General features: G+C 60.9%; 31 protein-coding genes and 1 pseudogene. 14 read left to right on the forward strand and 18 right to left on the reverse strand.

Annotated elements, in window-relative coordinates:
- Window positions 1–24 precede the first annotated feature (24 nt).
- The 3 genes from JZ791_RS17385 to JZ791_RS17390 all read right to left on the reverse strand — a co-directional run bounded on the left by JZ791_RS17385 (window position 25) and on the right by JZ791_RS17390 (window position 1709).
- Window positions 25–696, reverse strand: coding sequence for a recombinase family protein (locus JZ791_RS17385; RefSeq protein WP_254205848.1), 672 nt, complete (start codon window positions 694–696; stop codon window positions 25–27).
- Between the two features lie 4 nt (window positions 697–700).
- On the reverse strand, window positions 701–1390 hold the full coding sequence (locus JZ791_RS45100) for a replication-relaxation family protein (protein ID WP_254205849.1): 690 nt from the start codon (window positions 1388–1390) through the stop codon (window positions 701–703).
- 136 nt (window positions 1391–1526) lie between these two features.
- A complete protein-coding gene (locus JZ791_RS17390; protein ID WP_216896121.1) occupies window positions 1527–1709 on the reverse strand; it encodes a hypothetical protein in 183 nt (60 codons plus the stop codon).
- 215 nt (window positions 1710–1924) lie between these two features.
- On the opposite strand from JZ791_RS17390, the gene JZ791_RS17395 reads away from it, so the two are divergent.
- The 3 genes from JZ791_RS17395 to JZ791_RS17405 all read left to right on the forward strand — a co-directional run bounded on the left by JZ791_RS17395 (window position 1925) and on the right by JZ791_RS17405 (window position 3658).
- Window positions 1925–2389: an NUDIX hydrolase gene (locus JZ791_RS17395; RefSeq protein WP_216896123.1), complete on the forward strand. Its 465-nt coding sequence runs from the start codon at window positions 1925–1927 to the stop codon at window positions 2387–2389.
- Between the two features lie 101 nt (window positions 2390–2490).
- Window positions 2491–3309 carry a carbohydrate kinase family protein gene (locus tag JZ791_RS17400; RefSeq protein ID WP_216896125.1) on the forward strand — a complete coding sequence of 273 codons (819 nt, stop codon included), beginning with the start codon at window positions 2491–2493 and terminating at the stop codon, window positions 3307–3309.
- 139 nt (window positions 3310–3448) lie between these two features.
- Entirely contained in the window at window positions 3449–3658 is a 210-nt protein-coding gene (locus JZ791_RS17405) for a hypothetical protein (RefSeq protein WP_216896127.1), read from the forward strand.
- Window positions 3659–3714: 56 nt separating this feature from the next.
- Here the strand turns inward: JZ791_RS17405 and JZ791_RS17410 are convergent, their stop codons facing one another.
- Genes JZ791_RS17410 through JZ791_RS17420 form a run of 3 tightly spaced genes read right to left on the reverse strand, consistent with a single transcriptional unit; the run spans window position 3715 to window position 6190 of the window.
- Window positions 3715–4368 carry a hypothetical protein gene (locus JZ791_RS17410; RefSeq protein WP_254205850.1) on the reverse strand — a complete coding sequence of 218 codons (654 nt, stop codon included), beginning with the start codon at window positions 4366–4368 and terminating at the stop codon, window positions 3715–3717.
- A gap of 5 nt (window positions 4369–4373) precedes the next feature.
- Window positions 4374–5513 carry a radical SAM protein gene (locus tag JZ791_RS17415; RefSeq protein WP_216896129.1) on the reverse strand — a complete coding sequence of 380 codons (1140 nt, stop codon included), beginning with the start codon at window positions 5511–5513 and terminating at the stop codon, window positions 4374–4376.
- Window positions 5510–6190: an adenylate kinase family protein gene (locus tag JZ791_RS17420; RefSeq protein WP_216896131.1), complete on the reverse strand. Its 681-nt coding sequence runs from the start codon at window positions 6188–6190 to the stop codon at window positions 5510–5512. The genes JZ791_RS17415 and JZ791_RS17420 overlap by 4 nt, the downstream gene beginning before the upstream one ends.
- A gap of 348 nt (window positions 6191–6538) precedes the next feature.
- Here JZ791_RS17420 and JZ791_RS17425 point away from each other — a divergent pair, with 348 nt between their 5' ends.
- Complete coding sequence (locus tag JZ791_RS17425) at window positions 6539–7807, forward strand: NsdA family TPR-like regulatory protein (RefSeq protein ID WP_216896133.1); 1269 nt, start codon at window positions 6539–6541, stop codon at window positions 7805–7807.
- Here JZ791_RS17425 and JZ791_RS17430 read toward each other — a convergent pair.
- The 4 genes from JZ791_RS17430 to JZ791_RS17445 all read right to left on the reverse strand — a co-directional run bounded on the left by JZ791_RS17430 (window position 7799) and on the right by JZ791_RS17445 (window position 11315).
- The gene (locus tag JZ791_RS17430) at window positions 7799–8632 is read right to left on the reverse strand and encodes an alpha/beta hydrolase (RefSeq protein WP_308162960.1); all 834 of its coding nucleotides are present in this window, start codon (window positions 8630–8632) and stop codon (window positions 7799–7801) included. The two genes, JZ791_RS17425 and JZ791_RS17430, sit on opposite strands and share 9 nt — an antisense overlap.
- A 273-nt stretch (window positions 8633–8905) precedes the next feature.
- On the reverse strand, window positions 8906–9772 hold the full coding sequence (locus JZ791_RS17435) for a S1 family serine peptidase (protein WP_216896135.1): 867 nt from the start codon (window positions 9770–9772) through the stop codon (window positions 8906–8908).
- A gap of 319 nt (window positions 9773–10091) precedes the next feature.
- Window positions 10092–10430, reverse strand: a complete 339-nt coding sequence (locus JZ791_RS17440; protein ID WP_216896136.1) for a hypothetical protein — start codon at window positions 10428–10430, stop codon at window positions 10092–10094.
- A gap of 405 nt (window positions 10431–10835) precedes the next feature.
- Window positions 10836–11315 carry a hypothetical protein gene (locus JZ791_RS17445; RefSeq protein WP_216896137.1) on the reverse strand — a complete coding sequence of 160 codons (480 nt, stop codon included), beginning with the start codon at window positions 11313–11315 and terminating at the stop codon, window positions 10836–10838.
- 455 nt (window positions 11316–11770) lie between these two features.
- Here JZ791_RS17445 and JZ791_RS17450 point away from each other — a divergent pair, with 455 nt between their 5' ends.
- Together JZ791_RS17450 and JZ791_RS17455 are read left to right on the forward strand one after the other, a co-directional pair.
- Window positions 11771–12160, forward strand: coding sequence for a hypothetical protein (locus JZ791_RS17450; protein ID WP_216896139.1), 390 nt, complete (start codon window positions 11771–11773; stop codon window positions 12158–12160).
- 104 nt (window positions 12161–12264) lie between these two features.
- Window positions 12265–12948 (forward strand): antirestriction protein ArdA, encoded by a 684-nt coding sequence (locus JZ791_RS17455; protein ID WP_216896141.1) that lies wholly within the window; start codon window positions 12265–12267, stop codon window positions 12946–12948.
- A gap of 155 nt (window positions 12949–13103) precedes the next feature.
- Here JZ791_RS17455 and JZ791_RS17460 read toward each other — a convergent pair whose 3' ends face one another.
- Entirely contained in the window at window positions 13104–13940 is an 837-nt protein-coding gene (locus JZ791_RS17460; protein WP_216896143.1) for a hypothetical protein, read from the reverse strand.
- A gap of 94 nt (window positions 13941–14034) precedes the next feature.
- Complete coding sequence (locus JZ791_RS46820; protein ID WP_216896145.1) at window positions 14035–14247, reverse strand: DUF6290 family protein; 213 nt, start codon at window positions 14245–14247, stop codon at window positions 14035–14037.
- Between the two features lie 89 nt (window positions 14248–14336).
- On the opposite strand from JZ791_RS46820, the gene JZ791_RS17470 reads away from it, so the two are divergent.
- The 6 genes from JZ791_RS17470 to JZ791_RS17490 all read left to right on the forward strand — a co-directional run bounded on the left by JZ791_RS17470 (window position 14337) and on the right by JZ791_RS17490 (window position 18909).
- A complete protein-coding gene (locus JZ791_RS17470; RefSeq protein WP_216896147.1) occupies window positions 14337–14618 on the forward strand; it encodes a hypothetical protein in 282 nt (93 codons plus the stop codon).
- A 10-nt stretch (window positions 14619–14628) separates the two neighbouring features.
- Window positions 14629–15021, forward strand: a complete 393-nt coding sequence (locus JZ791_RS17475) for an E2/UBC family protein (protein WP_216896149.1) — start codon at window positions 14629–14631, stop codon at window positions 15019–15021.
- Window positions 15018–16397 carry a ThiF family adenylyltransferase gene (locus JZ791_RS17480; RefSeq protein ID WP_216896151.1) on the forward strand — a complete coding sequence of 460 codons (1380 nt, stop codon included), beginning with the start codon at window positions 15018–15020 and terminating at the stop codon, window positions 16395–16397. The genes JZ791_RS17475 and JZ791_RS17480 overlap by 4 nt, the downstream gene beginning before the upstream one ends.
- A 65-nt stretch (window positions 16398–16462) precedes the next feature.
- A complete protein-coding gene (locus tag JZ791_RS46825; protein WP_368858331.1) occupies window positions 16463–16756 on the forward strand; it encodes a ubiquitination-like system serine protease family protein in 294 nt (97 codons plus the stop codon).
- Window positions 16757–16758: 2 nt separating this feature from the next.
- Entirely contained in the window at window positions 16759–17709 is a 951-nt protein-coding gene (locus tag JZ791_RS17485) for an SDH family Clp fold serine proteinase (protein WP_216896153.1), read from the forward strand.
- 693 nt (window positions 17710–18402) lie between these two features.
- The gene (locus JZ791_RS17490; protein WP_254205851.1) at window positions 18403–18909 is read left to right on the forward strand and encodes an SRPBCC family protein; all 507 of its coding nucleotides are present in this window, start codon (window positions 18403–18405) and stop codon (window positions 18907–18909) included.
- A gap of 107 nt (window positions 18910–19016) precedes the next feature.
- Here the strand turns inward: JZ791_RS17490 and JZ791_RS17495 are convergent, their stop codons facing one another.
- Complete coding sequence (locus tag JZ791_RS17495; RefSeq protein ID WP_216896155.1) at window positions 19017–19871, reverse strand: LLM class flavin-dependent oxidoreductase; 855 nt, start codon at window positions 19869–19871, stop codon at window positions 19017–19019.
- A complete protein-coding gene (locus JZ791_RS17500) occupies window positions 19868–20236 on the reverse strand; it encodes a PTS sugar transporter subunit IIB (RefSeq protein WP_216896157.1) in 369 nt (122 codons plus the stop codon). Before JZ791_RS17500 ends, JZ791_RS17495 begins: the two co-directional genes overlap by 4 nt.
- Before the next feature lie 174 nt (window positions 20237–20410).
- Between JZ791_RS17500 and JZ791_RS17505 the strand changes: the two genes are divergently transcribed.
- Complete coding sequence (locus tag JZ791_RS17505) at window positions 20411–21058, forward strand: TetR/AcrR family transcriptional regulator (RefSeq protein ID WP_216896159.1); 648 nt, start codon at window positions 20411–20413, stop codon at window positions 21056–21058.
- Window positions 21059–21148: 90 nt separating this feature from the next.
- Here JZ791_RS17505 and JZ791_RS17510 read toward each other — a convergent pair whose 3' ends face one another.
- The 3 genes and pseudogenes from JZ791_RS17510 to JZ791_RS46040 all read right to left on the reverse strand — a co-directional run.
- Entirely contained in the window at window positions 21149–22162 is a 1014-nt protein-coding gene (locus tag JZ791_RS17510; protein WP_216896161.1) for a terpene synthase family protein, read from the reverse strand.
- A 533-nt stretch (window positions 22163–22695) separates the two neighbouring features.
- Complete coding sequence (locus JZ791_RS17515; RefSeq protein WP_308162961.1) at window positions 22696–23271, reverse strand: MmyB family transcriptional regulator; 576 nt, start codon at window positions 23269–23271, stop codon at window positions 22696–22698.
- Window positions 23272–23325: 54 nt separating this feature from the next.
- Window positions 23326–23427 (reverse strand): annotated as a pseudogene (locus JZ791_RS46040) (helix-turn-helix domain-containing protein); the annotation flags it as partial.
- 47 nt (window positions 23428–23474) lie between these two features.
- Here JZ791_RS46040 and JZ791_RS17520 point away from each other — a divergent pair.
- Window positions 23475–25211 carry a recombinase family protein gene (locus tag JZ791_RS17520; protein ID WP_216896165.1) on the forward strand — a complete coding sequence of 579 codons (1737 nt, stop codon included), beginning with the start codon at window positions 23475–23477 and terminating at the stop codon, window positions 25209–25211.
- A 56-nt stretch (window positions 25212–25267) separates the two neighbouring features.
- Here JZ791_RS17520 and JZ791_RS17525 read toward each other — a convergent pair.
- Window positions 25268–25516: hypothetical protein (locus JZ791_RS17525; protein ID WP_216896167.1), on the reverse strand; the 249-nt coding region annotated here is incomplete at its 5' end.

Genomic DNA, 25516 nt, shown 5'->3' on the forward strand with positions numbered 1-25516 from the left:
GGTGTCCACCACCCGGGGAGAACCTCAGAGCGCCTCGTGACGACCAGGAATCTCCTCGCCCTTGTACGTCACGATGCCGACGTAGTAGTTGCTGCGGAACAACCGTGCCCATTCCTTAGACGTGACGGGTTTGGGGGCGCGCTTTGGCGTGCGACGGGTACGGAGCCCGCGGTCGCGCATGATGCGCTCAATGTCGAGCAGGCTGTAATCGCCTGTGGCGTACAGCTTCCAGGCTTGCAGAACCAAAGGTCCACGCTCACGGTCGATGTCAACCGTCCGGATCTTGCGGCCGTCTTCGGTCTGCAGCAGCACATTCAAATACCCGATTTTCGCCTGCCCGAGTGTGCCACCCTTCCGGGCTTTCGCCCCCATCTTGAAGGCGACGTCAGCGCCATCCTTGCGGGAACGGTACTCGTTGAAGGCAGCCAGGATGCCGTGCATCAACTGACCGACCGGACTGTCATCGATCGACTCAGTCGCGCTGATCAGCGTGACGCCGCGCTTCTTGAGGTCAGCCATGACAATCGCATCGTCAAGCCGGTTGCGCGCGAATCGGGCCAGTTCGTACACAACAACGTAGTCGACGTCACGCTCGCGCCGTATGCGGTCGAGCATCCGTTGGAACTCAACCCGTTTGGTGATCTCAGTAGCAGAGCGCCCCGGTTCGACGTATTCACCCACTACATTGAGGCCCATCTGTTCAGCCTTGTGGACACAGGCCGACCGCTGAGCGATAGGCGTCCAGTTTGCGTTGTAAATGTGGCCCTCGTTCCGTGCCGCAGTCTGCCTCGATAAACCAGTGATGCTCGTATTCATCCCCCGCAGTGATTGCATACAGGTCTGGCTCTAGCGATTGCCGTGAGCCCTGACGTCCGACGTAGTACCGGTACGCCAACCCCTCGACCGCGAGTTCGACAATTTCAATCTCGCGTCGTTGCTCCGCCTCTCGGAGAAGGACCCCCAGACTGCTCACTTCCAGTGTGTGCTTGACGAATTCATGCGATGGCGACATGTAGCGCCTTCGCCCTTCGCCGCCCCGAGCGTGCCGAAGCAGCGCCTCGCCACGGCTGGCCAATTGCCAGATGAGTTGCTCCGATCCCCGACGAGCACCACCCCTCCGCCGCTTTTGCTCGTTCAGCGCAACAACCAGATTGTGCGTCCCACTCAGACGAATGAGAACCCGCATACAAGCTTTAGTCGCGGCACCGAGCGTCGCGTGGCGGCTGTGGTCGAAATGGAGTCGCTGAATGTGGCGGGTCGTGAGCAGACGAAACCTCTCGACATCTTCGAGAATCGCCAGATCGCGAACCGACAACTCCTCGCGCAGCGCTGCCAATTGGCGAGACCCCATGTGACTACGTGCCGTCGGGCTGCTGTCATGATGCGTCATGTTCACCCCCTTGCCGCCTCTCGGGCGTCGGCGCGCCAGGCCCTACGAGACCGCTGATGCAGCGGTCAGTCACATCCCTACTCGCCATCGGCTGGCACAAGTGTCTTGTACGGAGGTGGATCTGGTTGCGGCACTATCACTTCCACAGCTCCCCGCATGGAAGTGCTGGCAGGCTGGCGTCCACGTCGTCATCGACGGTGACGATCAGCTCCAGGGCAGCCAGTTCATCCGCGACGTTCTGAGCCTGTTCGGCCGACGCCTGGTAATCGAGTGTCAGCGCACGAGCTTCGATATGGATGTGGCGTGGTTGTGGTCGCATTCCGGTTGCCTCCCTTGCGGTTTGGCCCTGCCCGGTGGGCGTTCGAAGTATCAGATTCGCGTTTGGCCTGGTCAGGGGCTATACCGCTTTTACTTGCCGCGTTATACGTTCGGCGCATAGTCCGGTTGCCACGAAGCGATTAGGCTCAGGGCGATTCAGTATCGTATCGGCAAACGGCCAGGTCAGGCGTATAATTTGAAGGAGGAACTATCTACATGAGCGAAGCGACAACCGCGACTACCACAGCCAAACCACCCCGCCACAAAGTCACTGGTGATGTCCACCTCTTGTTGCGTTGCGGCAACGAAGTGCTCTTCGGCCAGCGCCAGAACACCGGATTCGAAGACGGAGCCTGGCACCTGCCAAGTGGTCATCTCGAAGCCGACGAATCCGTCATCGACGCCCTGATCCGTGAAGCCGAGGAAGAGATTGGCGTGACCATCGCGCCGGAGGATGTGCGCTTCAGCCACATCATGCACAACTCGTCATCCGGTGGCCGGATGGCCTTCTTCTTTACTGTGCGCTCCTGGAAGGGGGAGCCGGACAACCGCGAGCCAGATAAATGTACGGAGCTGCAATGGTTTTCGACGGATACGCTGCCCGATCACATGATCGACTACTGCCGAGCCGCTATGACGCACGTTGCGGCAGGCGAATCCTTCTCGATCTACGGCTGGTAGCAATGGTGAATCCGTCTGGGCCGGTGGTGTGCGTCAGCTACTTGGCGCTGGCGGAATTATGGAACGTGCCCCGATTTCCACATCCGAACCACGGGGCAGAGGTGAGGACGATCGAGTGGTCGGTAGCTGCCGATGGCTCGATGACGGCGGCGGTGCTCGCCTCCCTGGGAGCACCAACCCGCCTGATTACCAATGACATTGGCGACGATGACTACGGCCGGTTCATCTATCGGTGGCTCGAAGATCGTCACGTGACGCCTTCCCGCCGTAGGTCGGAAGTCACCACACCACGGATTGTGGTAGCTGCCGACGACGATCACACCCGCACATGGTTCGCGCACTTACCCGGCGTCGTCGCCAGCCTGGAGCAGGCGGACCTGGCCCCGTTAGCCAACGCCTCGTTCCTCTACGTCGACGGCTACGAGATTATCGAGCGAGCAGTTCTGCGCGTGATCGGCGCCGGCAGCGCCGCCGAAGTGCCGATGCTGCTCAATCTGGGCGGCTCTGATCTCTCGGAGGCGGTCACTCTGGCCGTCCACAACTACCCGCACCTCCTCATCCAAACGAACGTCGATGATGCCGAACACGCAGCGGCACCAGCCCTCGCCAGATCACTGCTGGCCCGGACTGGTGCTACCTGGGTGATCGTCACCGCTGGCGCCCACGGCGCTGTTGCCCTCAGCCGATCCGAATCGGTGTCGGCACCGGCTTTTCCGGTGAAGGTACGCCATACCCACTGCGCCGGAGCCGCTTTCTCCGGTGGCCTGCTCTACGGTATGCAGGCCGCATGGCCGATGGAGCAAAGCCTTCGCCTCGGGGCCGCTAGCGGGTCGCTACGATGCGCTCGGCCACACAATGCCCCGTTGCCGAACCTGGGTGAACTTCTGGCGATGACGGAGCCAACCACCCGCTCGGCGTAGCCAACGCGCCGTTGACCACCACATTCAGAGTGCCAGCCGGTTACTTCGAACGCCTGTGCTATCATTGACTTGCCGTAAGGCCGCTCCGAGGTAGTTGCCCGGCGTGATAACTGAAGAACAACTAAAGAGAGGAGCCGGGATGATGATCCCGCTCATGTACGACCCGATCACGACCGCAGCCCTTGAGCTGATCGACTTGGCGAAGCCCAAGGGACATCGGGTCGCGTGGAATTACTCGCACGGGCAGTTTGCTGTCGAGCCGGTCGGCGTTTCCAAGAAGCCGTTTACCTGGTTCGCGACTGCCGACGAGGCCAAGACATACATCGACCAGCTGCCGATCACGGCATAGGCAATCACACACCTGCCCGCAGCGGATTCCGCTGTGGGCAGGTGTATTTCGTGCGATCAGAAGAGCCCCCACTGCTCCAGCCACCCCGTCACTTCCGCAAACCGCGTCCGGCTCATCTGCTTCTTCTCCGCCTCCCTCTCGGATTCATCCTTCGCTCCGAACTGCCACCACGCCTCGTTCGTGTGCCGGTCCATGACCAGGAACTTCTCTTTGACTGTGGGGCCGCGGACCACCAGGCTCACGGTGAACGGCTCTGCCACCACCGCATGCACCATTGAGTGGTGCAGGGCGTAGGTGGTGCCGACCGGTTCCTCCCGGACGTGGAGCACCGGCAGCTTGCTCGGCTCCACCTGCTCATCCAGTTCAGCGTTGCCGAACAGATAGTGCCGGTAATGCCCATGCAGGATGGTGCTGGCGTAGCTCCAGCGGTGGTTATGCGGCCTGTCGAAGTACCCCGGCAGAAAGATATGCAGCCGTACCCGCACGCCCGGATCGTCCTCGCTCGCCAGCACAATCTTGTCCAGGATGTCGTAGTGCTCGCAGAGACTCATCAGCTCCGGCCTGTTCGGCAGGTCATGCAGCCGGGCACGGACAATGCCCGGGTTCGCTGCCAACTGGTTGAGCGCCTCCCGGCACATCAGCTCCACTTCGTCAATGTCGTCCCAGTCCAGCCAGCAGAGTTCTTCGACCACACGGTCCATGTCGTCCATCAGGTTCAGTCCTCCGGCTTCGCACTGGATTTCCACAGGCGGCAGACCGGCACGATGTCCTCGTAGGCCGAACACGAGGATTCGCCCATCACCACCTCTTCGGCCGGACAGCCACCCATGCAGCCACCAGCTTTGCAACCGCCACAGGAGCTTTCGGCGAGCACGCTGGTGAACAGCTCGAACTCATTGGCGCCGTGGTTCAACTGCACCTGGCCGTCAACCATCTGCGCGAAGTACAGGTCCGTATCGAAGAGGTACGAGCAGACGTAGCACCGCCCATCGGGGAAGATCGAGATCCGATCCAGTGTCCGGCCAATGCACCCCTGGTAGCCCTCGGCGGCGTAGCGCTCCATCTGATCACGCCGCGCATACGTCGGCTGGTACCACACCCGTGTCTTGTATTCCGGCGCAACGTCATTCAGGGTGTCGCAGAAATTCACCCACTCCGGCGGCGTCATTGCCATCTCTGGGTTTCCATGTCCGGTGCCGATGGTCGAGAAGACGTGGAACTTCACTAGGCTGACACCCAACACATCCGCAATGTCGAGGAGCTGCAACACGTCTCGCTCATTGGCCTTGTTCACGGTGCAGATAATCCGCACATCGAAACCGCGTTCTGCCAGCTCGCGGGTCGTCTCCATCGCTTCGTCAAACGTGCCCGCGCCTCGCACCGCATCGTGTGTGGACCGACTGCCACCATCCAGGCTGACCTGCACATAGGCGAAGTCATCCGGGCCGAGCTGCCGGAACCGCCTGAGCGCCGGTTTCTGAGCGTTCGTCGTCGTGATGACATGCTCGTACCCGAGCTGCCTGCTCAACCGGATCACGTCGCAGTAGAAGGGATGAAGCGTCGGCTCCCCGCCGAGAATGGTCAGCTTGCTGCCACCCAAGCGTCGCCAGGTGGTGAGCGTATCGGCAATTTGGCCGATGGGCATCTTCAGTGCCCGGTCCAACCGCTCACCCATGTAGCAGTGCTCGCAGCGCAGCTGACACGCCTCGGTGATGTACAGGTAGACGTTGCGGAAACGGCCATAGGCCACCCGGTCGATTCGCTCCGGCTCAGGCACAGCGGCATTACGTGGCATCCGAGCGTGACCGTAGCCGTCACGCTTGAGACTCGGCATAGGCAAGGGGACAGTGGTCATAGCGATGCACTCCGCGAAATGAGGAGAGGGGCAAGCAGATTCGCTGCCCCCTCGATGGTGTTGGTGGTGTCGAGCTGAGTAACGGGAATACCGGAATCGGTGAAGGCCGTTCGGATCCCGATTGCCGTCTGGTGGTAGCGCTGCAGCCTGGCCTTGAATAGTCGGGGCGAATCCCCTCGCCGCGGATGGAGGAGCCCGCCACAGCGAGCACACTGCCAAGGATCATCAGTTGTCGGTACTGCCGGCAGGCGCGGATCGTGGATCGGATCGTGTTCGCACCGGTGGCAGACCTTTCGGTTCTTTGCCCGCTGTTTCAGCGTGTGGATGTCGGTGACGACCTCGATTGGCTCAATCCGGCAGGACGTCAGTGTCCATAGTGTGGTGAGAAGTTGGTCGACCTGAGCGGCGGAGCCGGGGAAGTTGTCGAGCAGGACGGTATGGATATCCGGATCCTGCTGCCCGGCAGTGAAATACGAGCGGACTGCCTCACCTACCGTGAACTCATCGATCCAGCCGAGCCGTTCGCTGCTGGTCGCGGTGGCCGCCAGCACCTCCTCTGAGACATGCTCGCGCAGCCGGAAGACCCGACGTCCCGGCTCGTTGCCGAGATGCATTGTCAGGGTGGTCTTGCCTGCTGCTGGCGGGCCGAAAATGGGGACAACGAGGCGTAATACCATGTGCATCTACTCCTCTCCTCGCGGCGATTTCTGACCAGGTCAGAGTGGGTTTTTCCGCCGAAAATGGCCACGACAAGGGGGTATACCGGGTATGTATGGAACGTATAGCCCCGCTCACGGGCGGGTGGTACGGTCACCCGACCAAGGCAATGGCGGCAAAGATGCAGGTCAACCGGGGAGCGGACAACCATGACGCGGGTACCGGAGGCGCAGCGATACTGCGCAGGCTGCGGGACCAGGCTGAACAGCTACAACGCCGAGTCCCTGTGTAGCCCTTGCGATTCCAAGTCACGCGGGCAACGTCATAGTCCGCCATCGGTTCCGCCAGACTTCTGGCAAAGCGATCAGATGCGCGACGCCTTGAGCACGTGGCACCTGGGGCGGGTGATTTATGCCTACCGGTCTCATCCGTTCCACGGGCGACAACTGCCGCAGGAACTGATGGCGAACTGGCTTGAGCTGACGCAGGCACAGCTCAGCCGGATCGAAAAGGGTCCGGCGCCCGAACAGCTCTCCAAACTGATCCGATGGTCCGAAACACTTGGCATCCCAGGCGAACTCCTGTGGTTCAAGTTGCCGAGTGTCGAGCAGGCGGCAGCTCCGCCCTCGGATACCACACCCAGCGATGCAATGGCCCTAGCGAAGTGGCTGGCTGCGGACGGTACTGGTCCGCTGCCGCCGAGCCGTGCTGACGAGTTGCAGAGGATCGGCCAAGCACTGGAGGATGCCCGCCGGTATTTCGACGGTCCCGCTGTGGAGTTCTTCCGCACCCAGCTCAGCCGCTGCAAGGCTGATGATGGTTCTCTCGGCCCGGCCGAAGCATTACCGCTGACCTTGGCGGTGATCGGGGCGATCCGTCGGCATGCGAAAGACGTCCAACCGGCAGTGCAGCGCCAGCTACTGGCGGTTGGTGCGGACGGCGCGGAATTTGCGGGCTGGTTGTACCGCGATCTCCACGATCCGTTGACCGCCACCTTCTTCTACGACCGCGCCATGGAATGGGCGCAAGGCGCGGCCAGCCTGCCGATGCAGGGCTACGTGCTACTCAAGAAATCCCAAATGGCCTACGAGACAAGGGATACTGGCACACTGCTCACCCTGGCCCAAGCCGCCAAAGACGGACCGTGGAACCTGCCACTGTGCGTCCGTGCCGAGGTAGTGCAGCAGGAAGCCTTGGGGCTGGCCATGTTCGGCGAACCAATTCGAGAAGTAACACACAATCTGGAGACCGCCCAGCAGCTGCTCGACGACGCACAGGGCGTCGATGACGGTGCACTGGTCAGTTATTTCAACACAACGACGTTGTTGGTCCGCTCGGCCTGCTGCTACACCGAAGCAGGTAAGCCGCAGATCGCCGCCGAGTTGTTCACCGAGGCGCTGGCCACTGGATCGCTATCCCGACGCGACGCGGGCTTCTTTGCGGCTCGGAAAGCGAAAGCCCTGGCGCTCAGTGGCGAGCCCGACGAAGCAGCCAAGATCGCCGCCGAGTCCGTAACGGTGGCACGTGAAACACGTTCGGAGCGAACGATGAATGTCGTTATAGACGTGGTGCGCACGCTCGATTCATGGAACCACCGTCCGCAGGTACGGCAGCTCAGGGAGATGCTGTCACCGTGATATCGGGTCGGCCGTAAGCCACGTCGCCACCGTTCGGATCACGAACGCCTGATACTCCTGACTCTTCGGGTTCAGATACTCCGGATCGTCGTGCACCGCGAAGCCATGCTGCGAGCCTTCGACTTCCACCAGCTCGACGGGAGCCGTGAACTTCGTGATCGCCTCTTTGGTGCCCTCGATCGGGACCAGCGTGTCGGCGTTGCCGTGAACGACGAGTGTCGGCGTCGTGATCTCGCCGAGCACTTCGTTCGGCTTCAGCCAGAAGATCTCGTTCAGGAAGGGGCGGCCGTGCTTCAAATCGGACTTGAACTGGAGGGCGCCGGTGTCGTTCAGTTCCTTCGCCCGCTCGTCGTTGATGACGTCGTCATGCCAGTAGTCCCGGCTGTCGATGGTGCGCCATTTGTAGTCGAACTGGGGATTGAGCAGCACCAGCCGAGACAGCTCCGCTGGCCGCTTGGCGGCATAGTAGGCACAGATCCCACCGCCGAAGCTGGCACCCAGCAGCGCCAATTCGCTTGCGCCGGTGGCATCCCGCACGTACGCCAAGGCAGCGCGAATGTCGTTCAGGATCTCGGAAAGCGTTAGCTCCTCCTGCGAACCTTCACTCTCCCCGTGACCGCGGAGGTCGAAGCGCAGCGACGCAGCGCCAGCGTCAGCCAGGCCGGCAGCAAGGCGAGTGAAAAAGCCACCCTCCTCACGGGTGACGCCACCACCGTGGACGAACACGGCGGCCTGTCTGGGGGGATCGGCCGGAGTGACGAGGGTAGCGGCCAACTGCAGGCCGTCGAGGGTGCGGAAACGGGTGGTGGTGCTGGTTGAGGCCACCGATCCAGTCAAACAGATGGAGCCGAGCGGTTCGAGCGGGAACGGTGGTCATCTCGTGGGATGGGACGGCTACGGCGTGGTGGCCCCGTTTCGGCCCCTGTCCGCCCCTGTCGCGGGCTTTCTGTCCATACGGGCCTACCCCCCGCTGGGTGTGGATTGCCACGGTTGAAACCCAGCCAACACTATCCTCCAGATCATGTACAGCCCGGCATCGACGATCCATCAGAAACGAGCCGAGCAAGCTAGCAGTTAGCTAATTGCTGTCAATAATGACTAAAGCTCCTGCAACAATGCCGTTATCGCAGTTGCTTTGTACATGCGAGATAGCCCTGCATGGTATGTATACGATTGACCGTCGTTGCCTTTGAATTTCCCCTTGTAGTGGCCAGCGTTGATGCCGATGAGAAGAGGCGGTCGAAAGCCGTCGCTGTAGCTTAGCCCTGGCCCTACGTTGATGCCTCGCTGACCAACGAACACAGGGCTGCCAGAATTTCCGCTGGTAGAGAAGGCTTCAAACAGAATTTGGTGGTTGCCATCAGCATGGCTCGGTTCACCCTCGTGTCGTCGGTAGTCGTGACGTGGATCGCTCAAAATAGCTCCCGTGCGCAGGATGGGACGGCCACCTTTCCTGTCATACCATTCCGGATACCCTGGAAAGAATGCAATTTCCCCAGTGTCGATCTGAGTTGCGAACTGCTCCTCGGTGGCAAGCATGCTGTGGTGGATGTTGTAGTGCAGCTCAAGCGCCGCAGTATCGCCCGCAGCATTGATTTCTACGTGCTCAATGTTGGGGAAATCGGCTTTGATAGTTGCTGACATATCTATCGCCGCAATGTCAACAGACTGATCAGGGTGATAGCAGACCTTTGACGGATCGAGCGTCAGGACCATCTTCTCTGGCCCAGGCCCATACCATGCGTCTATCGTAAATTCGGCGAGTGTTGTACCGTCGTACTTTGAGTCTTCCCACGGACGATCTACCACATGTCGATTAGTCACGAGCGCATGGCGACCATTCTCCATGCCTACTAAGAATCCCGTACCACTGCCCAGGTTGTTCTTGTCTCCTGGTTCGTAGTAGTGCGTTGTCTGTATGCGGCAAGCTGCATACAGGGCCTGGTTGCCGAAGCCGGTGATCATCTAGCGAGTATACGTCCCGATTCGAAAAACTCCATGTGATTAGACTCGGCATTGGTTTCCAGCTCCCGGGAGCCATTGTGCTGATCCTGCTGTCTCGGCACAAGGATCAGCACGACCGCGAACAGCATTCGATCGAAGCGGACTCGCCTTTTAATGACTCCGCAGATGCTTGAACTGAAACTATAGGGCCCGCGTACGATGATGTACGCGGGCCAGTTTCATGAATAATTAACCGAAACAGAAGCGCTCAGCTAATGGGCGCTTATTTAAACAACACCCCTGCGGATAAGCCCGGGGTGTTGCGGATGGTTTGGGGTCCCTATCGTTCGCCAGCCCACTCTGCCTGGTGGTGGCCGCCAGCCTCCATGAGGAGCTGGTCAGTGTCTTCGCCAAATGCGTCGCCGAGGTGCATCAAGTCGCCGAGCAGGTCAGTCAACACTACCTTTACTGGTAAGTCGCTTTCGCCGCTTACCCAGCGAGCATAGCTTACGAGAGCGTGCGCGCCGTTTATTGCGCGAACCTCGTTGTCGGCAGCCGGGTTATCCCCATCCAAATGTCCCTCGTGGTCCTGCAGGCCGCTTAGATAGTCCGCCACCTCAGCGATGGTCTTTACTGCGGTGAGTGCGTGTGCTTTGTAATCTGTTGATGCGTTATTCATTTGTGAGTCCTCCGTTTACTCTCAGAGTATATGAGCACCTCCGGAAGACATCAATAGAGAATGTAGATAATACGTCATAAGATGACTAAAATTAACGACCCAGCCTGCCGAGAGCACGCACAAGCAGATCGTTATCACTCGGATCCACCCATGTCACCACCTCTGCTTCCGGGTGATCGCGTTCACTCATGGAGCGATTGAATTCTTCAACCTCGGCGGATAGTGACGCATTTGTTATTGCGATAACCGGAAGGTCTGGGTCATACGCCTTTGCCTGGTCTTGAACTCGCTGGAGATCCCGCATGGTGAATTTCCCTTGGCGACGATACTTTACCTCGGCTATGATCCTCGTATCATCGCGCGATACGAGAAAGTCGACCCCGCGTCTACCATCTCGTCCACCATCTACTGAGGTGAAACCATAGGTTGGCGCGACAAAGTCAGAATGACGTCCGAGACTGCCTTCTCATATCGGAGCGAGCGCACCGCATTGTTTTGCTCAAGCTCGGGAACAGCAATAACAGCAGCTTCAGCGTACGCGCCCTTCTCGGCGGGATTATTTGTCGATTCTACTTTTTTCAAGATTTCCTTGGCGATCCGTTGACGCTGGCCGAGTTCAAGGCTGTTATTCCCTGATGCGAGCTTGATCAAAGGGGTGCTCTGCACGCCAATCAGCAGAAACGCAATTGCGGCGATGAGGAGAACTGCCGTCCCCGCCTGATTGCCTGACATGAAGACAGCGAAAACGCCTGGTACCCCTGCTGCAAGGCCGACGATAATCGCGAGCCCGCGTTCCCAAGCGAGCATCGGCTCTGGCGACCTGCCGAGATCAGGCAGGTCCAACTCGTCGTCGCCCGATTCGCCGTTCTTAGTCTCATCTGCCACTGACACACCTCACTGACACGCCAGCTGTTCCACTACATGATCAGGACCGGGGAGCACTCTATCTGATCGCATCCCAGCATTCAGTTGTTTTGGCACACCGTGTGTCTCAGCCACTGGCGGCCCATATGATAGGTGTCCAGGTCCGCAGTGTCGTTGGTTCTACAACGCGAAATCATTGCCGCAGAGCGTGATACTTCACGACGCGTCACAGTTTGCAGCTATGTCCGCTCGGATGTCCCTTCGCCCGGTACATCGTCCGATTCGACGATTGAGACCACCCCTGCCCGTCATTAACTGAAGACGGTTCCACCGGAACCACCGCGTACTCCGGCATCAATACCAGTCCGTCTTCGCCCGAGCGGCTGGAATGCCGGAGGCGCGCCTCGTCAGTGCCCTGCGGCCGTACCCGTAAGCACAACGCGCTTACCAGCCGCTCGCCCTGACGAGGAGGAGCGATGCCAGACCCATCCAATAAGGAAGTCACGCTTGCCATCCGGATCGATACCGCGCGCCACGCGCAACTCACCTGGATTGCCGAGCTGCGCGACAGCAGTCTGAAAGCAGAGTGCTTCGCCGCCGTCGATGCCTACATCGAGGCCGCTAAGAATGATCCAGACCTGATGGCCAGGGCCAGCGCTGCCAGAGCGGCCATCGAAGAAGAGGCCAAGGCTCGGCAGGCAGCCATCGACAACCTGTTTGTTGTCTCTCCGCCACCTCCACCGAACCAGGAGGAGGACCTCCCTGCCGGGGAGGCCGAGGATTCGGCCGAACAACCACAGGGCGGACGCCGACCTCGGCAGCGCCGCGGTGGCCAACAGGCAGGTGACGAACAAACGGAAGGCTGAGCACCCCTCGCCTTCCGGCGCCAACGTCAGCCGGGTAGCAGACCGAGCCTCGGTCCCTGCTATCCGGCTCGCCGACTACCAATCAAGAACGAAACGGAGGTGATATGAGTGAAAAATTTCCAAACAAGAACGTACACAACGCATACCGCGCAGTGGATGATCAGGCAGCAGCCGACAACGAGGCGCAACACTGTGAGGCCGAAACGAGCTATGAGCAGGACCCACTCCGCTACCCGCGCATCTACGTCACTGCCGGCCTTCCGCTGAGGGCCGAACTCACGAAGGGTACCTGGCTCGACATGGCTCGCGACCCCGACTACATCTCCGCCGAGCTGTACGCCGTACTTGGCGAACCGGTAGAACATGGTGCTGATCGGTTCTATATCTGGAATGCCGAGGGGTTCGGTGTCTTCGACGTCAGCACTGGTGCCATAGGGCTGGACGATGTCCACAGCCTCGAACTGCTCTCCAAGGTGGCAAACGGCATTGTCGACTTCGGTCCGGCGTTTGCGGCGTGGGCGAGCGTCTACGAGGACGACCCGACCCAGTTCAACCGCTTCGAGAGGGCCTACAAGGGGCACTTCGAGAGCATGGCTGACTACGTCAGGCAGCTATTCAAGCCACTCCAGGTAGAGGACCTGCTTCGGCAAGCCGCGCCGGAAGGGCTGCAGGAGTACGTGTACGTGGATTACGCCGCAGTCGGCGAAGAGATGGCTGGCGAGAGGGATATCGTGGCGTTTCCGGCTGATGGAGGCGGTGTGTGGGTATTCGAAGAGGGGGCGCAGTGAGGAATGTATCGCCAGAATCTACGCCCCTTATAGCAGCTACATCTATCTTAACCAAATCATCATATCGAGCAACAATAAGCAAGAATGAACGATCAATACAATAAGCACAGAGAGGCGCATTATGTCGCGGCTCTCTGTGTATTTAACTTATCGCCTTATACACCCACCGCTTTACGTATAGTCGGTAGATGCGCTGACCACTCTGACGACGCCATGGCGAGCAGACTCGTCAGCGCATCGCCTGTCTTGTAGTTGGGCCATGTAGCAGCGAGAAGTAAATGCAAGTGTGCAGCAGTCTCGCTTGCCAGTTGGCGAACGGCGTCGAGCCCCTCGTCGGTGTAGATCGGTCCATTACTGGACCACAGATCTCCGCTGTTATGACCAGCCCGCCCATGTTCGAAGTTGCTCAATCGCCGGTACAGATCAGGGCTCCAGCTAGTGGAATGGCTGCCGAACAGATCATCACGCTCCCCAAGACTAAGGGGCGGGAGAATCTGACTCGGCGGCAGCCATTTTCTTGCAGTAGTGAACGGTATTTCGTCTGTGCCCGCGTTCCACAATGCAGCTCTGGCGGTATCCCCTTTCGCAGCTAATCCTGCTGCGATTGTGAAGCGCTCGAAAGCAGTCCGCAAACATCCTATGGCAGGGCGATAGAAGCCATGCAGAGCGTTAAACACTGCAGCATCGAACTCCTCGCTGGCTATCAGATAAGAGTCGAAGACAATCGGCTGGTCGTCGGGAGCCATGGGGCCAGCGAATATCCAGTCCTGACTGATTTTCGCGAGGCTCCCCATATCGGTGCCGCGCTCAGCTGATGTTCGCAAGGCGACATCCGTTGGAAGGGTCATAAGCCCATTCCAGACTTCCTCGTCGATGAGGTCGCTCGTCGGCTCCGGGGTGTAGCCTCCAATCGCGAAGTCTTCTGAGGCCAAATAGGCTCTATACTGTCGGAAGTCGCTAGGCTTGGGCTTGTCGTCGCCACTTTGCGGCATCAGCTATCCCTTCTGTGTTATATTGCGAATAGTTCTTCGCCACGGCGCATTTGTCGGCACCGCTAAACGTTGCTGGGTTTATGCATAGAAAATCTTACCGATCTTCGCCCAGCATTCGTTGCGCTCGTTCTATGCGGTCTTTTAGGCCATGCCGAAACGTTTCATCCTGTTTGCGACTCTCTATATGTTCTGAGATCGCCGCACGGATGACTTCCGAGACCGGCTGGTTGTCTACCGCGGCGACTGTCTCTAGCAGCTCGGCCTGGTCGGCGGACAGTCGAATCGTCATGGCTTTTGCGGGCTCCATGGGGACATGTTGCCATACTGACACCAGGGTTGTCAATCATCACGGTATCGTGGTATCTTGGTATCAGTTGATTAACAAGGAGGAAAGCTATGAGTGACCAGCACATCCCCGAAGAAGAGAAGTCTGAGGGGTTCAAAATCAAGATCGACCGGATCGAATACTGCGTTGAGCAGGAAGAGCTGACCGGTGCGCAGCTCCGTAGGCTGCCAACCCCTCCGATCGGGGTAGATCGCGACCTGTTCGAGGTGCTCCCAGGTCACGCCGACCGCAAGATCGACGACGCCTACGTGGTCGAGATCTTCAACGGCAAGCGGCTGTTCACGGCACCCGCCCACATCAACCCCGGCCAGGCTATGGCTGGCCGAAACTAGAGGACGATCGATGACCCTGCCGGAACCCGACATCGAATACCTTGCGCGCCGCAGCGTGCCCCACGAGATCGCTGCGGACGGGGCGATGACGTGTCTCGTGCTCCAAGGATGGGCACTACCGCAGGGCCTCAGTCAAACCAGTGCCGATCTCCTCGTTCGACTCCAGCCGGGATACCCCGATCTGGCGCCGGACATGTGGTGGTTCTCGCCGGAGCTATTCCTGGAAGACGGCCGTCGTATCCAAGCGACGGAGGTGATGGAGAATCATCTTGGCAGGACATGGCAGCGATGGAGCCGTCACCTTGAACCGGGCCAATGGCGCTCCGGCATCGACAGTCTAGAAAGCTACGTCACCCTGATTGACCGGGAGTTGGAACGCTGCGTCATGGAGCCTGTCTCATGAAGACCACCCTTGTCCTTCCCGGCGATATCGCCGATCGTTTGCGTGCTCTGGCCACCCAGGACGTCGAGTCCGGGGGTGTCGCGTTGGCTCGGCCCGTCCCGGTCCGCAACGGCGAACTACGCCTGTTGGTACGCGAGCTGCGGGAGGTGCCGGAAGACGCCTATGAACGGCGCGAAGCGCGGCAGCTACTAATTCGGTCGGAAGGCTACGTTCCTGCCTTGGCGATTGCCGAGGAGTCCGGCTGCGTCCCCATCTGGTTCCATACGCACCCGGGTGCCGGTGCCTCACCTTCGCCAAGTCGGCATGACTTGGAAGTCGATCGGACGCTGTCCGGCCTATTCCGTGACCGCGCGAGCAGCAACTACTACGGTGCCCTCATCGTCGCGGTCGGCGAAGGCGGCGAAATAACCTTCACCGGCAACCTGGATGATGGTAAGACCGTCACGCCGATCAACAGATTGTGGATCGTCGGCCCCCAGCTCGCGTTGCTCGCCAACAAGGAGGCGGTACAAGAGGCGCTTCCCGATCTTTACGATCGCAACATCCGGGCATTCGGCGGACTTGTTCAGCGCGTGCTGGCCGACCTTCGAGTCGCGGTCGTTGGCTGTGGTGGCACCGGTTCAGCGGTTGCCGAGCAGATAGCCAGACTTGGAGTACAGAATCTATTGCTGATCGATCCCGACGAACTCTCCGACAGTAACGTCACCCGCGTGTACGGCTCGCGACTCAAGGATGTTGGCCGCCCGAAAGTCGATGTGCTCGCCGATCACCTCGAAGACGTCTTCTCCACGATCAACATCGAGCGCCTCCAGTCGACGATCACCATCGAAGAGACCGCGAAGACGCTAGTCGATGCCGATGTCGTTTTCGGCTGCACGGACGACAACGCCGGCCGAATGGTGCTGTCGCGTCTATCTACTTATTTCCTTGTTCCCGTTATCGACTGCGGCGTACTGTTGTCGACCGATGCAGCCAGTCGTCTCGATGGCATTCATGGGCGTGTCACCGTTCTCCATCCCGGCCAAGCGTGTCTGATCTGTCGTGGTCGAGTCGACCTTGCCCGCGCCAGTAGCGAGATGCTGACGTCGACTGAGCGCAAAAGACTGGTCGGAGAAGGCTACGCCCAGGCATTGCCCGGCGTGGAACCAGCGGTCGTCGCGTACACCACGATGGTCGCGGCCACCGCGGTCGCCGAGCTGATCGAACGACTTACCCACTATGGCCTCACCCCCGTCCCGAGCGAAGTGCTGATGAGGCTCCACGACCGGGAGCTGTCGACCAACAACCAAGTACCGTCTGAAAATCATTATTGCGACCGATCAGCTGGAAGGCTGGGCCTCGGGATCACAACCCCCTTCTTGGAGCAAATGTGGTAGGGCTTCGACGGATATCCTGGTGGAACTGGCTGCCATGGCCCAATCGCAAATTCCGTATAGTACAGGTGGTCGATGCTGCTGACGAAATACCTGAACGATTGCCTCTCAACGGCGCGGTTGTAGTTGGGACGATCGACCATCCGACTTGGATCGCGTTCGATTGCCCTTGCGTGGATCATCACCGTGTGATGCTGAATCTGGATGTCCGGCGATACCCGGCGTGGGTAATGCAGCCTATCAAAATGCTCACCCTCCAGCCGAGTATCGACGAATTACGGCAAGGCAAGCGCTGCCATTATTTTATTTGTAAGGGAAAAGTTCAATGGGTCCAGTATAATAGTGACGACGGAGTCCGATAACTATGAGCAATGACCACGACGTAGTATCCACCCCATCGATCGCCACCAACGCCGATGGCACTCTTAAAGATATTGTTCCAAAACTTAGCAAGACTCCACTGTTCCAAGCTGTACATGCGGCACGGTATCAGCGCCAGGCGCTGATACGTGAGATTCAACAGCTCACCGATAGTAAGCTCATCTGCTACATCGCAGGTGTTTCTGCTCCGGTGGACCGCGAAGACGTGGTGTGTTTCGTAGACATGCTTCACAACATCAGCTGCGGCCAGAATATCGACTTACTACTGCATACCGGGGGCGGCGATATCGATGCAGCTGACAAGCTCATCACAATGGTCCGTAAGAAGGTGGGCACGGGCCGCTTGCGGGTAATCGTCCCAGATTATGCTAAAAGTGCAGGAACACTGATGGCCCTTGGTGCCGATAGCATTGTCATGAGTGACACATCCGAGTTGGGGCCGATCGACCCGCAAGTCATTCGATCGGATCGGAACGGTAATCGGGTACGTCACTCGGTCAAGAACTATCTCGACGCGTATGAGGATCACCGAAAGGCATTACAGAAAAACCCGGACGATGCGACTGCACGCCTTATGCTGGATAAGCTCGATCCCGAGACAGTTCGCCTCTACACCAGCATCATGACACGTGCGCGAGAGCTGGCCGAGAACAAGCTCAAAGTTGGGATGATGCAGCATAACGGCGGCAACTGGACTCAGGCGGCGAGCGCACTACTCGATACGACTCGATTCCAGACACATGGGCAACCGATTTCCTGGGAGGATGCATCAGATCGGACAATAGGTCTAACTGTCGAGTATCTCGATCCAAACGATGAATTATGGCTCAAAATTTGGCAGCTGTATTGCTTGCAAATTATATCGGTAAAAGAAGTGCAGAAGCTATTTGAGTCAGACGTCGCTTCCCTTTGTATCGACAGCCGAGCGATTTAGGCCCCCATAGCCCATTCACTCCAACCCTTTATGCATTCTGAAAATCGGCTCCCGTTCGGCCCGACAATCGACCGAACGGGAGGCCCGGCAGGCCGGACACCGGCAGTAGACGTCCCCTCACACTCTCTTCGCCACTGCCGCCCGCATCCGTACCCCTCGTCGTAGCAACGCAAGTCGCACCGTGCCAGCATCAACCCCGAACTGGGCTCCAACCTGTTTGAGGGTGAGCCGGTCTTCGACATACAGCTCGGCGGCTCGGTCGATCTACTCTTCCGTGAGTCCTTGCTGTCGCATAGGAACCCCCATCCCGTGGAGATGCTTGCTCACCGTCTGGCGCTGGATCGAGAACTTCTCAGCCAACTCGTACACGGTCATTCCCCGCACGTAGTCTCGCGCCAACTCTGCCCTCTCCGAGTCCGACAGCTTTCGCATCGGCGCTGGTGGGTTCGACACCGGCCGGTTTACACCAGCCTCAACCTCCCGCCGCGCCTCCTCCAGTAGCGCTGCAAGCGTCTGACCAGGGGTGATGAGATTGAAGTGGGACCTCAGAAAGCGCACTCCATACTGAGGACCGGTTCCTAGAGTCTTTCCCGGTTCCACTTCAACTTCGGTTGGGGGTTCAGCTGACCGTCGATTGGCACGAATCGCAGCCCCAGCAAGAACCGATCGACTGGCAAGAATATCTCGATCTCGATGAGGATGTTCGTCGAGATCTCGAAATCGTCGATGGATACGTCGTTCCCCGCGAGCAACGCGGTCGCGATCACCAAGAAGGTCGGCACCCGGCTGTCACTAGCCCTGGAGACCGTATGGGGCCTGCTGATCGACGGCCGCAGTTGGCCGCGGTGGTCCTCCGGATTGGACGAACTCGTGCAGGAGCGCTCCAGCGGACTCGATCCCGACGGACACGACAGTGTGGGGGCGGTCCGCGCGTTCCGCAGCGGCCGCTCCGTCACCGGCGAGCGATTGACGGAACTGGTAACCGATAAGCGCTTCGCGTACGAGGACGCCTTCAACTTCGCGATGAAGGACTACCGCGCCGCAATCGAACTCGAGCCGAGCGCGGCAGGCGGCACGACGATCACATGGAGCGGCGCCTGGCGCATGCGGCCCGGCTTCGGCTGGCTCCTGCCGTTGTTCCTGCCCGGGGTCATGCGGCGCATGGCCGACGACCTCGCACGCTACGCGGCCGATGCGTAAGGGCTTTTCGTGAAGCCCTTGGCCGATGATTCTTCTTGCTACAGAACGAATCTCATACAACCAAGGGTTTCACGTTGTCATCTGGCGATCGAGGATCGTCGCATAGATCAGAAGATGACGTCGGCGAGGCGCTTCAGGTCGTCGATGTCGTCGGTTCCGGTGTTCAGGATGACGTCGTCGGCGCCGATGTCGGTGAACGCCGAGATCGCGTCGGTGACCATCGCCGGGGAGGTGCAGACCGCCGCGGAGATCATGACCGCCAACTCTTCACCGGTCGCGCTGTAGTAGTCGTAGACGTTCCGCCGCCCGGCCTCGCCATCGCCGAGGGCGTAGTACACCAGTGCCACCAGCCGCGGCGAGCCTTCGCGGCCGGCCTCGCGCCAGGCCGCTCTGGCCGCGTCGAAGGTCGGGGCCACGGCCGGTGCGGGCAGTGAGCCGCCGACATACCCCTGTCCCCACCGCGCCATCCTGTCGAACGCCGCCGGTGCGAATCCGCCGAACAGCATCGGTACCTGCCGCGTCCCCGGTGGCACAGCGGGGTTCGGGCCGCCGCCGACCGGCTTACCGTCCCAGATATCGCGGAAGTCCTCCAGATCGCGGTCGAATCGGGCGCCCCGGCCTTGCGATCCGTATCCTTCGACGACGTAGTCGTCCGGCCGCGCGCCGACCCCGAGGCCCACGGTCAACCTGCCGCCCGAGATCCCGTCGATTCCGGCCAGCTCCTTGGCCAGCAGTTTTCCAGGCCACGCAGGACCGAGCAGCACGCCACTGACGAGTTCGATCCGGCTGGTCACCGCAGCCGCGGCGGCCAGGGCGACCGTGTCGGAGACGCCGGGGTAGGCATACCGGCCCACGGTGCTCAGACTGGTGAAGCCCGCCTCCTCCGCCTGCCTCGCCCACGTGGGGATCACCTCGGGGCGCATGTCGCGGACCTGATTGGGAAGTCCTGTGCCGATCCTCATCGTTCACCGAGTATGCGGCTGATCGCGGGCAACACGTCGCCGGGATTGCGAACCAGGATCATCTTGGCCTTGGGCGCTTCGGCGTGAATGATGTTCAGCACCCGGTTGAACCAGGCCGTCGTCTCTTCGGTCGGCGGGTCCTGGGGGTTCTGGCCGTTGATGAAGCTCCCGATCGCCACACCGTCGTAGTCGGTGGCGTTCAACTCCTGGATCAGCCGTGCATCACCCGCCTCGTCATCGGTCACCACGATCGAGCCGCCCGCCTGACCGGCCTCCCGGAACCGCTCATTGATCGCCGCGGCGATCTCCGGATGCTTGCCGAAGCCCAGCACCCGCCAGCCCTGTGTACTTTGCGGTGTCGACATGCCCGTTCCAGCTCCTAGATTTAGATAGACTTCGAGTTAAATGAACTAACCCGGAGTCTACCCAAAATAGAGGCGAGCGCCAACGGATCACCGCCGGCCAGTCCGCTCACCTCCTGCGGTAACATTGACTTGACCCTACATAAAATGAGTTGATCTGGAGTATAGCCAAATAAGATGGCACGCATCGAAGGGAAACAACGCGCCTATCGCTCGCCGCTGCGCGAGGAGTCGGCCCGGCGTACCCGCGAGGCCGTGGTCGCGGCCGCCGCGGAGGTATTTCTCGAGGAGGGCTACACGCGCGCCACAATCGAGCAGATCGCCGCGCGCGCCGGCGTCTCGCGCCCGACCGTCTTCGGAGTCGGGGCCAAAGCCCAGCTGTTCGCACTCGCCCGCCAGCAGGTCGCCACCGGCGGCCGTCTCACCGCCAACGACGAAGGCTTCCAGCAACTCCTGACGATTGCCGACGCACACCGGCTACTCGAGGAATTCGCTACCTTCACCGCCACCATCTCCCGACGCCTCGGAGCACTACAACTCGTCCTCGAACAGGTCGCCGGAACCGACCCCGAACTGGCGCAATTACTGGACTCGAGCCAGCAGGAGTTGCTCGACTGCGCTCGCCGCATCGCGGGGGCGGTCGCCACGACCGGATCACTACGGCACGACATTCCCCAGGAAGCCGCCGCCGACATGCTGTGGATTCAGATCCAGCCCGCCAACTACCGACGCCTGGTGCACGAGCGCGGCTGGAGCCACGACGCATTCGAGCGCTGGCACGCGGGGACCATGATCGCCGCCCTGCTGGAACCGAAGTCGCGATAGTTCCGGTGCTCCAGAGCACCGCACGGCGCTCTTATTGCCCCGAACCGGTTGCATCGCTTATGAAGTCGGCCTGTAGTTCGAACCTCGGTGTCACCTCATCGGCACACTCACCCCCCGCTCATACCGCGCTGTGGTGCCCATCCATTCGAGAAGCCCGGATGCGGTGGTTCGCACCCCTTCGGCGTAGCGCTGTGCTGGGTCGGGGAGGGCGGCTGCGGCGTTGCAGAGGAAGTTCAGGGTTGCCAGTTCGGCGTTGATCAGGTCTACGACCTGGGCGGACGCTTCGTGCTCGGAGAGTCCTCCGTGCGTTGTCAGTATGACCACCAGGTTGGAGCCGTTGCCGTGGGCTGCTTCTCGGGGGTAGGCGAACAGGTCGTTGGCCCAGGCCATTGCGTGGTTGAGGCGCAGCGATATGTCGATGATCTCCGAGCGGGAGGCCAGGTCATCGGGGAGCCAGGCGTGGTTCGCCATTTCGATGAGGGCCGCGGCGTAGAACATTCCGCCGCCGTCGTTGCGGGAGGCCAGGTATTGCGCGGTGGTGGGGATGGAATTCGCCGCGCGTTGCGTGCGGTCGTCGATGGTTGTCGCCAGGTAGGCGAGATAGGTTTGTGCCGCTCGATCCAGCCAATGCTCCAGTGCTGTCGTTCTGGCTTCTGTCCATAATTCCAGCAGTACCGCTGCCAGCGGCTCGACGGCGGCGTCGGCGGGGGTGGCGGCGCCGGTGAGAACCGCGGCGATGAGTTCGCTGACGTTGTTGGCGTGGTCATCCTGGTCGACGCCCCAGATCTCGTCGAGAAAGTTGTCCAGGCACCACATCTGGATCAAGAGGCGGTTTGCCAGCCACAGACCCGAGTACTCGGCGTCGGGCCACATCCGCGCGTGTACCTCGGCGTATCGATGGCTGATGAAACGGCTGGTGAGGCGATCGGCGTCGGGCTGCTCGGAGAACATGCCCTGTGCCCGGATCCATCGTTCGGTGTCGACGGTCAGTTGCGCCAGATGCCGGTTCACGCGAGCCGGGAACGGGCAGGAAATGACCAGGTCCGAAGCCGGAGCCGACTCCCCCGGCCAGTGGAGCACGGGCATCGAATGTCGTACCGTCACAACATATCTCCCTGTGTCGCCGGGCACGCGTCATGACGCCCGGGCAGGTTTGCGGATGAGCCCAGTTGTCTTACGGGGCAGCGAGTTCTGTGTCGCAAGGGTAGTCGCGCACACCGAACCCGCACTGTCGCACCATGATCAGTTGGATACGCGGCCGAATCGAGTCCGGCGGATCGGGTGCGTGAGGTTGGATCACGTTGTAGCCAAGTTGAATTCGTCTATCACCACGTCCGTTTCCTGGCACCCGGCCAGGTTCGCTTGCCACATGCAGTGTGCCCAGCGTACGGAAATTTGCACCTGTGTCAAAAGCACAGTGGGCCGGATGCGTTGCGGGACACCACCGAAACGCGCTTTCTCCTGGTCGAAGCGGGTTCCGATCAGTTCGAAACGTCATCCACCCGGGTAAGCGAGCCGCGTCCGGGCTATTCGCTCAGCCGAGCGGGACGAGCCACAGAAGCTGCGGAATGAGACCTGAGAACTGAAGCCAACCAACGAGATTCCGAGCTCGACGTAGAGTTCGGCTGATCAGGATCCTACCGAGAGCGGGTCGAATTAGACTGGGCCTCAGCGGCATCCACACCCCAGCTGGCCAGCAGGCACAGCGCCTCGGCCGACGGCGAGCCCGGTTCCGCGTGGTAGACGCAGAGGTACTGCTCCGCGTCGTCCGGCAGGTACAACGTCTCGTACGCCAGCGTCAGCTCACCGACCAGAGGGTGCCGCATCCGCTTCACGCCGTGCCCCTTCTCCTTCACGTCGTGCGTGGCCCACAGTCGGCGGAATTCCTCGCTCTTGACCGACAGCTCCCCCACCAGCGCCGACAGATCCGGATCGTCCGGATGCTGGCCCGCGTACAGCCGCAGATAGCTGACCATGTCGGACGCCTTGGAATCCCAATCGAGGAACAACCGCCGGTAGTCGGGAGAAAGAAACGTCAGCCGCGACCAGTTGCGTTCGGCGGGCGGCAGCTGCCCCCAGTCCCCGAACAGCGCCGCGGCCATCCGGTTCCAGGCGAGGATCTCCGACCGTGCCCCGCCCACATACGCCGGCATCCCGTCCATCGACTCCAGCAGCTGCCGCAGCGTGACCCGCACCTGCTGCCGTTCGGGCACCCGGTTCTTACGCCGCTGTTGCTTCGGCTTGGCCAGACGGGTGAGGTGCGCGTGCTCGGCGTCGGTCAGCCGCAGAGCGCGCGCGATCGAGTCGAGCACTTCCGCCGACACATTGCGTCCGTTACCCTGCTCCAGCCGCGTGTAGTAAGCCACCGAAACGCCAGCGAGATGTCACTTATACACTCCTTCGGTAGGCTGGTCTCATGACCAAGACAACGACCCGCACAGAGCCCGCGTGGCTCGCGGAAATCAATGCGGCCCTTGCTGTTTCGGTGGCCGATATCGACCCCGCCGACTGGATATACGGGTACGTGCGTATCTCGCGGGATGAGAAGGACCGCGCCGAGGGTGTGCAGTTGCAGGCCAAGAACCAGGTCGCGCACGCGACCCGCAAGCGGTTGCCGTTGGCGCGGATCTTCTGTGACAACGATCTGTCCGGCGCGGACGCCGACCGTCCCGCCCTGCGCGAAGCGCTGGGGTTGGTGACCGCCGGTCCGTCGAAGATCATCCTTGCCCGGGATGTGGCGCGCCTGACGCGCGACTACGACCTGGGCAACGAGTTGATGAAACTCGGCCGGGACTCCGGTGTGCGGTATGTGTTCGTGAAGGACACCGAATACGACCTCACGGCCGGGGCGGGGCGGAAGAACTTCATGGTGAAGGTCGCCGAAGCTGCCGAGTACCGCGAGACCAACACCGAAAACCTGCTGGACAGGATGAGCGAGGAAGCCGCCAAGGGGGTCATGCAGGGCGGTTCGCGGCGGTTCGGGTACGGGAAAGTCGTTGGCACACACCCGATTACCGGCGATGACATTCTTGACCGGTGCGCGCTGCGGGACGAGGAGGTCACAGTATTGCGGGAAGGCCGGGACCGGATCATCAACGGGGAGACGCAGACCACGATCTGTGCCGATTGGAACGCGCGCGGGATCACCACCTCCGAGGGCAAGCTGTGGCGGGTGGGCAAGCTCTCGCACGTGTTGTTGCTGGAGGCGTATGTGGTCTACGACCTGGGTGAGCACACCGACCCGGGGACCGGGCAGCGGTGCGCATGCCTGGACAATCCGGAGGGCAACGGGATCCGGGTGCACGAGCGCACCGGTACCCGTCATCGCGCGCAGTGGCCCGCGATCTTCACGCGCACCGAGCACGATGCGATGCGGGCGGCGATCACCGCGCACCGCCGTTCGAAGACCCCGGAGGTTCCCCGTCAGCGTAACGGCGAATACCTGCTGACCGGATTGGCGGCGTGCGCGGGAACATGGCCCGAGGGCACCGAGAAGGCCGGACAGGTATGCGACGGGTGGATGGTGGGTTCGGCGATCAAACGCAAGCGCAAGAGCGGCGCGGTGGTGACCGAGCGCCGGTACGGGTGCCGGGCCACCGATTCGGCCAAGCGCCCGTGTGGGTGCGGGAAGGTGTTCCGCAACGCCGATGCGCTGGAGATGTGGGTGGCCCAGCAGGTCATCGCGGAGTACGAGAATCCTGAGATTCTCGCCCGTCTCGACAAGGGCAACGACAATGCCGGGCGGATCGCGGAATTGCAGTCCCGGATCGAGGTTACGGCCGGGAATCTGGATGCCGAGGCCGATCGCCGGACCGAGGTTTTGACCGGGGCCGGGGATCAGGATGATTTGCGAGTGATCGATCGGACGATCGCGGGGTTGAAACAGGCGTTGAAATCTCTTCGTGCCGAACAGGATTCGTTGCGGAGCGCCCAAGCTCTCGCGGTTCTGGCCGATATCGGTTCCACTCCGGGGGAGCTGCGGAAGGCATGGGATTCCAAGGGCGCACGGTGGCGGCACGAGGCCATCGCGCGTCTGGTGGAGAAGGTGATCGTGAAACCCGCGAGGATCTACGCCGCACAGTGGAAAGACCAGAACGGCAAGGTGTGGCGGTTCGATGAATCCTCGGTCGAAATCCTGTGGCGGGAGCTGTGACCGGCGGTGGCCAGGCGGCCCGGCGGGTGCCGGGCCGCCTGGTATGGCCGTAGTGCTCACGCGGCGCGTGGATGGTCCTGCTGTCGCTGGTCTCGGTCTCGGTTGTGGTCTCGGTCGAGGGTGTCCAGGGCGTTGCGCAGGAACAGGGCGAGAGTTTCGATCACGGCGGGGTTGTCGATATGGGGCGGTAGTCCCTGCCGGAGGCGGCTTTCGGCCACGAGGCGGCGGGTCTGCTCACTGGTCGGGCCGACCCACATCCGGCCCTTTCGGTCGTCGGTGGCTGGTTCGGTGGGCTGGTCGGGGAC

The organism is Nocardia alni (genome assembly GCF_019038435.1).
GTDB lineage: Bacteria > Actinomycetota > Actinomycetes > Mycobacteriales > Mycobacteriaceae > Nocardia > Nocardia alni.

Coding starts and splice junctions, on each gene's coding strand:
- JZ791_RS17385 (WP_254205848.1), bottom strand. CDS start 696: ATGGGCCTCAATGTAGTGGGTGAATACGTCGAACCGGGGCGCTCTGCT.
- JZ791_RS45100 (WP_254205849.1), bottom strand. CDS start 1,390: ATGACGCATCATGACAGCAGCCCGACGGCACGTAGTCACATGGGGTCT.
- JZ791_RS17390 (WP_216896121.1), bottom strand. CDS start 1,709: ATGCGACCACAACCACGCCACATCCATATCGAAGCTCGTGCGCTGACA.
- JZ791_RS17395 (WP_216896123.1), top strand. CDS start 1,925: ATGAGCGAAGCGACAACCGCGACTACCACAGCCAAACCACCCCGCCAC.
- JZ791_RS17405 (WP_216896127.1), top strand. CDS start 3,449: ATGATGATCCCGCTCATGTACGACCCGATCACGACCGCAGCCCTTGAG.
- JZ791_RS17410 (WP_254205850.1), bottom strand. CDS start 4,368: ATGGACGACATGGACCGTGTGGTCGAAGAACTCTGCTGGCTGGACTGG.
- JZ791_RS17415 (WP_216896129.1), bottom strand. CDS start 5,513: ATGACCACTGTCCCCTTGCCTATGCCGAGTCTCAAGCGTGACGGCTAC.
- JZ791_RS17420 (WP_216896131.1), bottom strand. CDS start 6,190: ATGGTATTACGCCTCGTTGTCCCCATTTTCGGCCCGCCAGCAGCAGGC.
- JZ791_RS17425 (WP_216896133.1), top strand. CDS start 6,539: ATGCGCGACGCCTTGAGCACGTGGCACCTGGGGCGGGTGATTTATGCC.
- JZ791_RS17435 (WP_216896135.1), bottom strand. CDS start 9,772: ATGATCACCGGCTTCGGCAACCAGGCCCTGTATGCAGCTTGCCGCATA.
- JZ791_RS17440 (WP_216896136.1), bottom strand. CDS start 10,430: ATGAATAACGCATCAACAGATTACAAAGCACACGCACTCACCGCAGTA.
- JZ791_RS17450 (WP_216896139.1), top strand. CDS start 11,771: ATGCCAGACCCATCCAATAAGGAAGTCACGCTTGCCATCCGGATCGAT.
- JZ791_RS17455 (WP_216896141.1), top strand. CDS start 12,265: ATGAGTGAAAAATTTCCAAACAAGAACGTACACAACGCATACCGCGCA.
- JZ791_RS17460 (WP_216896143.1), bottom strand. CDS start 13,940: ATGCCGCAAAGTGGCGACGACAAGCCCAAGCCTAGCGACTTCCGACAG.
- JZ791_RS46820 (WP_216896145.1), bottom strand. CDS start 14,247: ATGGAGCCCGCAAAAGCCATGACGATTCGACTGTCCGCCGACCAGGCC.
- JZ791_RS17470 (WP_216896147.1), top strand. CDS start 14,337: ATGAGTGACCAGCACATCCCCGAAGAAGAGAAGTCTGAGGGGTTCAAA.
- JZ791_RS17475 (WP_216896149.1), top strand. CDS start 14,629: ATGACCCTGCCGGAACCCGACATCGAATACCTTGCGCGCCGCAGCGTG.
- JZ791_RS17480 (WP_216896151.1), top strand. CDS start 15,018: ATGAAGACCACCCTTGTCCTTCCCGGCGATATCGCCGATCGTTTGCGT.
- JZ791_RS17485 (WP_216896153.1), top strand. CDS start 16,759: ATGAGCAATGACCACGACGTAGTATCCACCCCATCGATCGCCACCAAC.
- JZ791_RS17490 (WP_254205851.1), top strand. CDS start 18,403: ATGAGGATGTTCGTCGAGATCTCGAAATCGTCGATGGATACGTCGTTC.
- JZ791_RS17495 (WP_216896155.1), bottom strand. CDS start 19,871: ATGAGGATCGGCACAGGACTTCCCAATCAGGTCCGCGACATGCGCCCC.
- JZ791_RS17500 (WP_216896157.1), bottom strand. CDS start 20,236: ATGTCGACACCGCAAAGTACACAGGGCTGGCGGGTGCTGGGCTTCGGC.
- JZ791_RS17505 (WP_216896159.1), top strand. CDS start 20,411: ATGGCACGCATCGAAGGGAAACAACGCGCCTATCGCTCGCCGCTGCGC.
- JZ791_RS17520 (WP_216896165.1), top strand. CDS start 23,475: ATGACCAAGACAACGACCCGCACAGAGCCCGCGTGGCTCGCGGAAATC.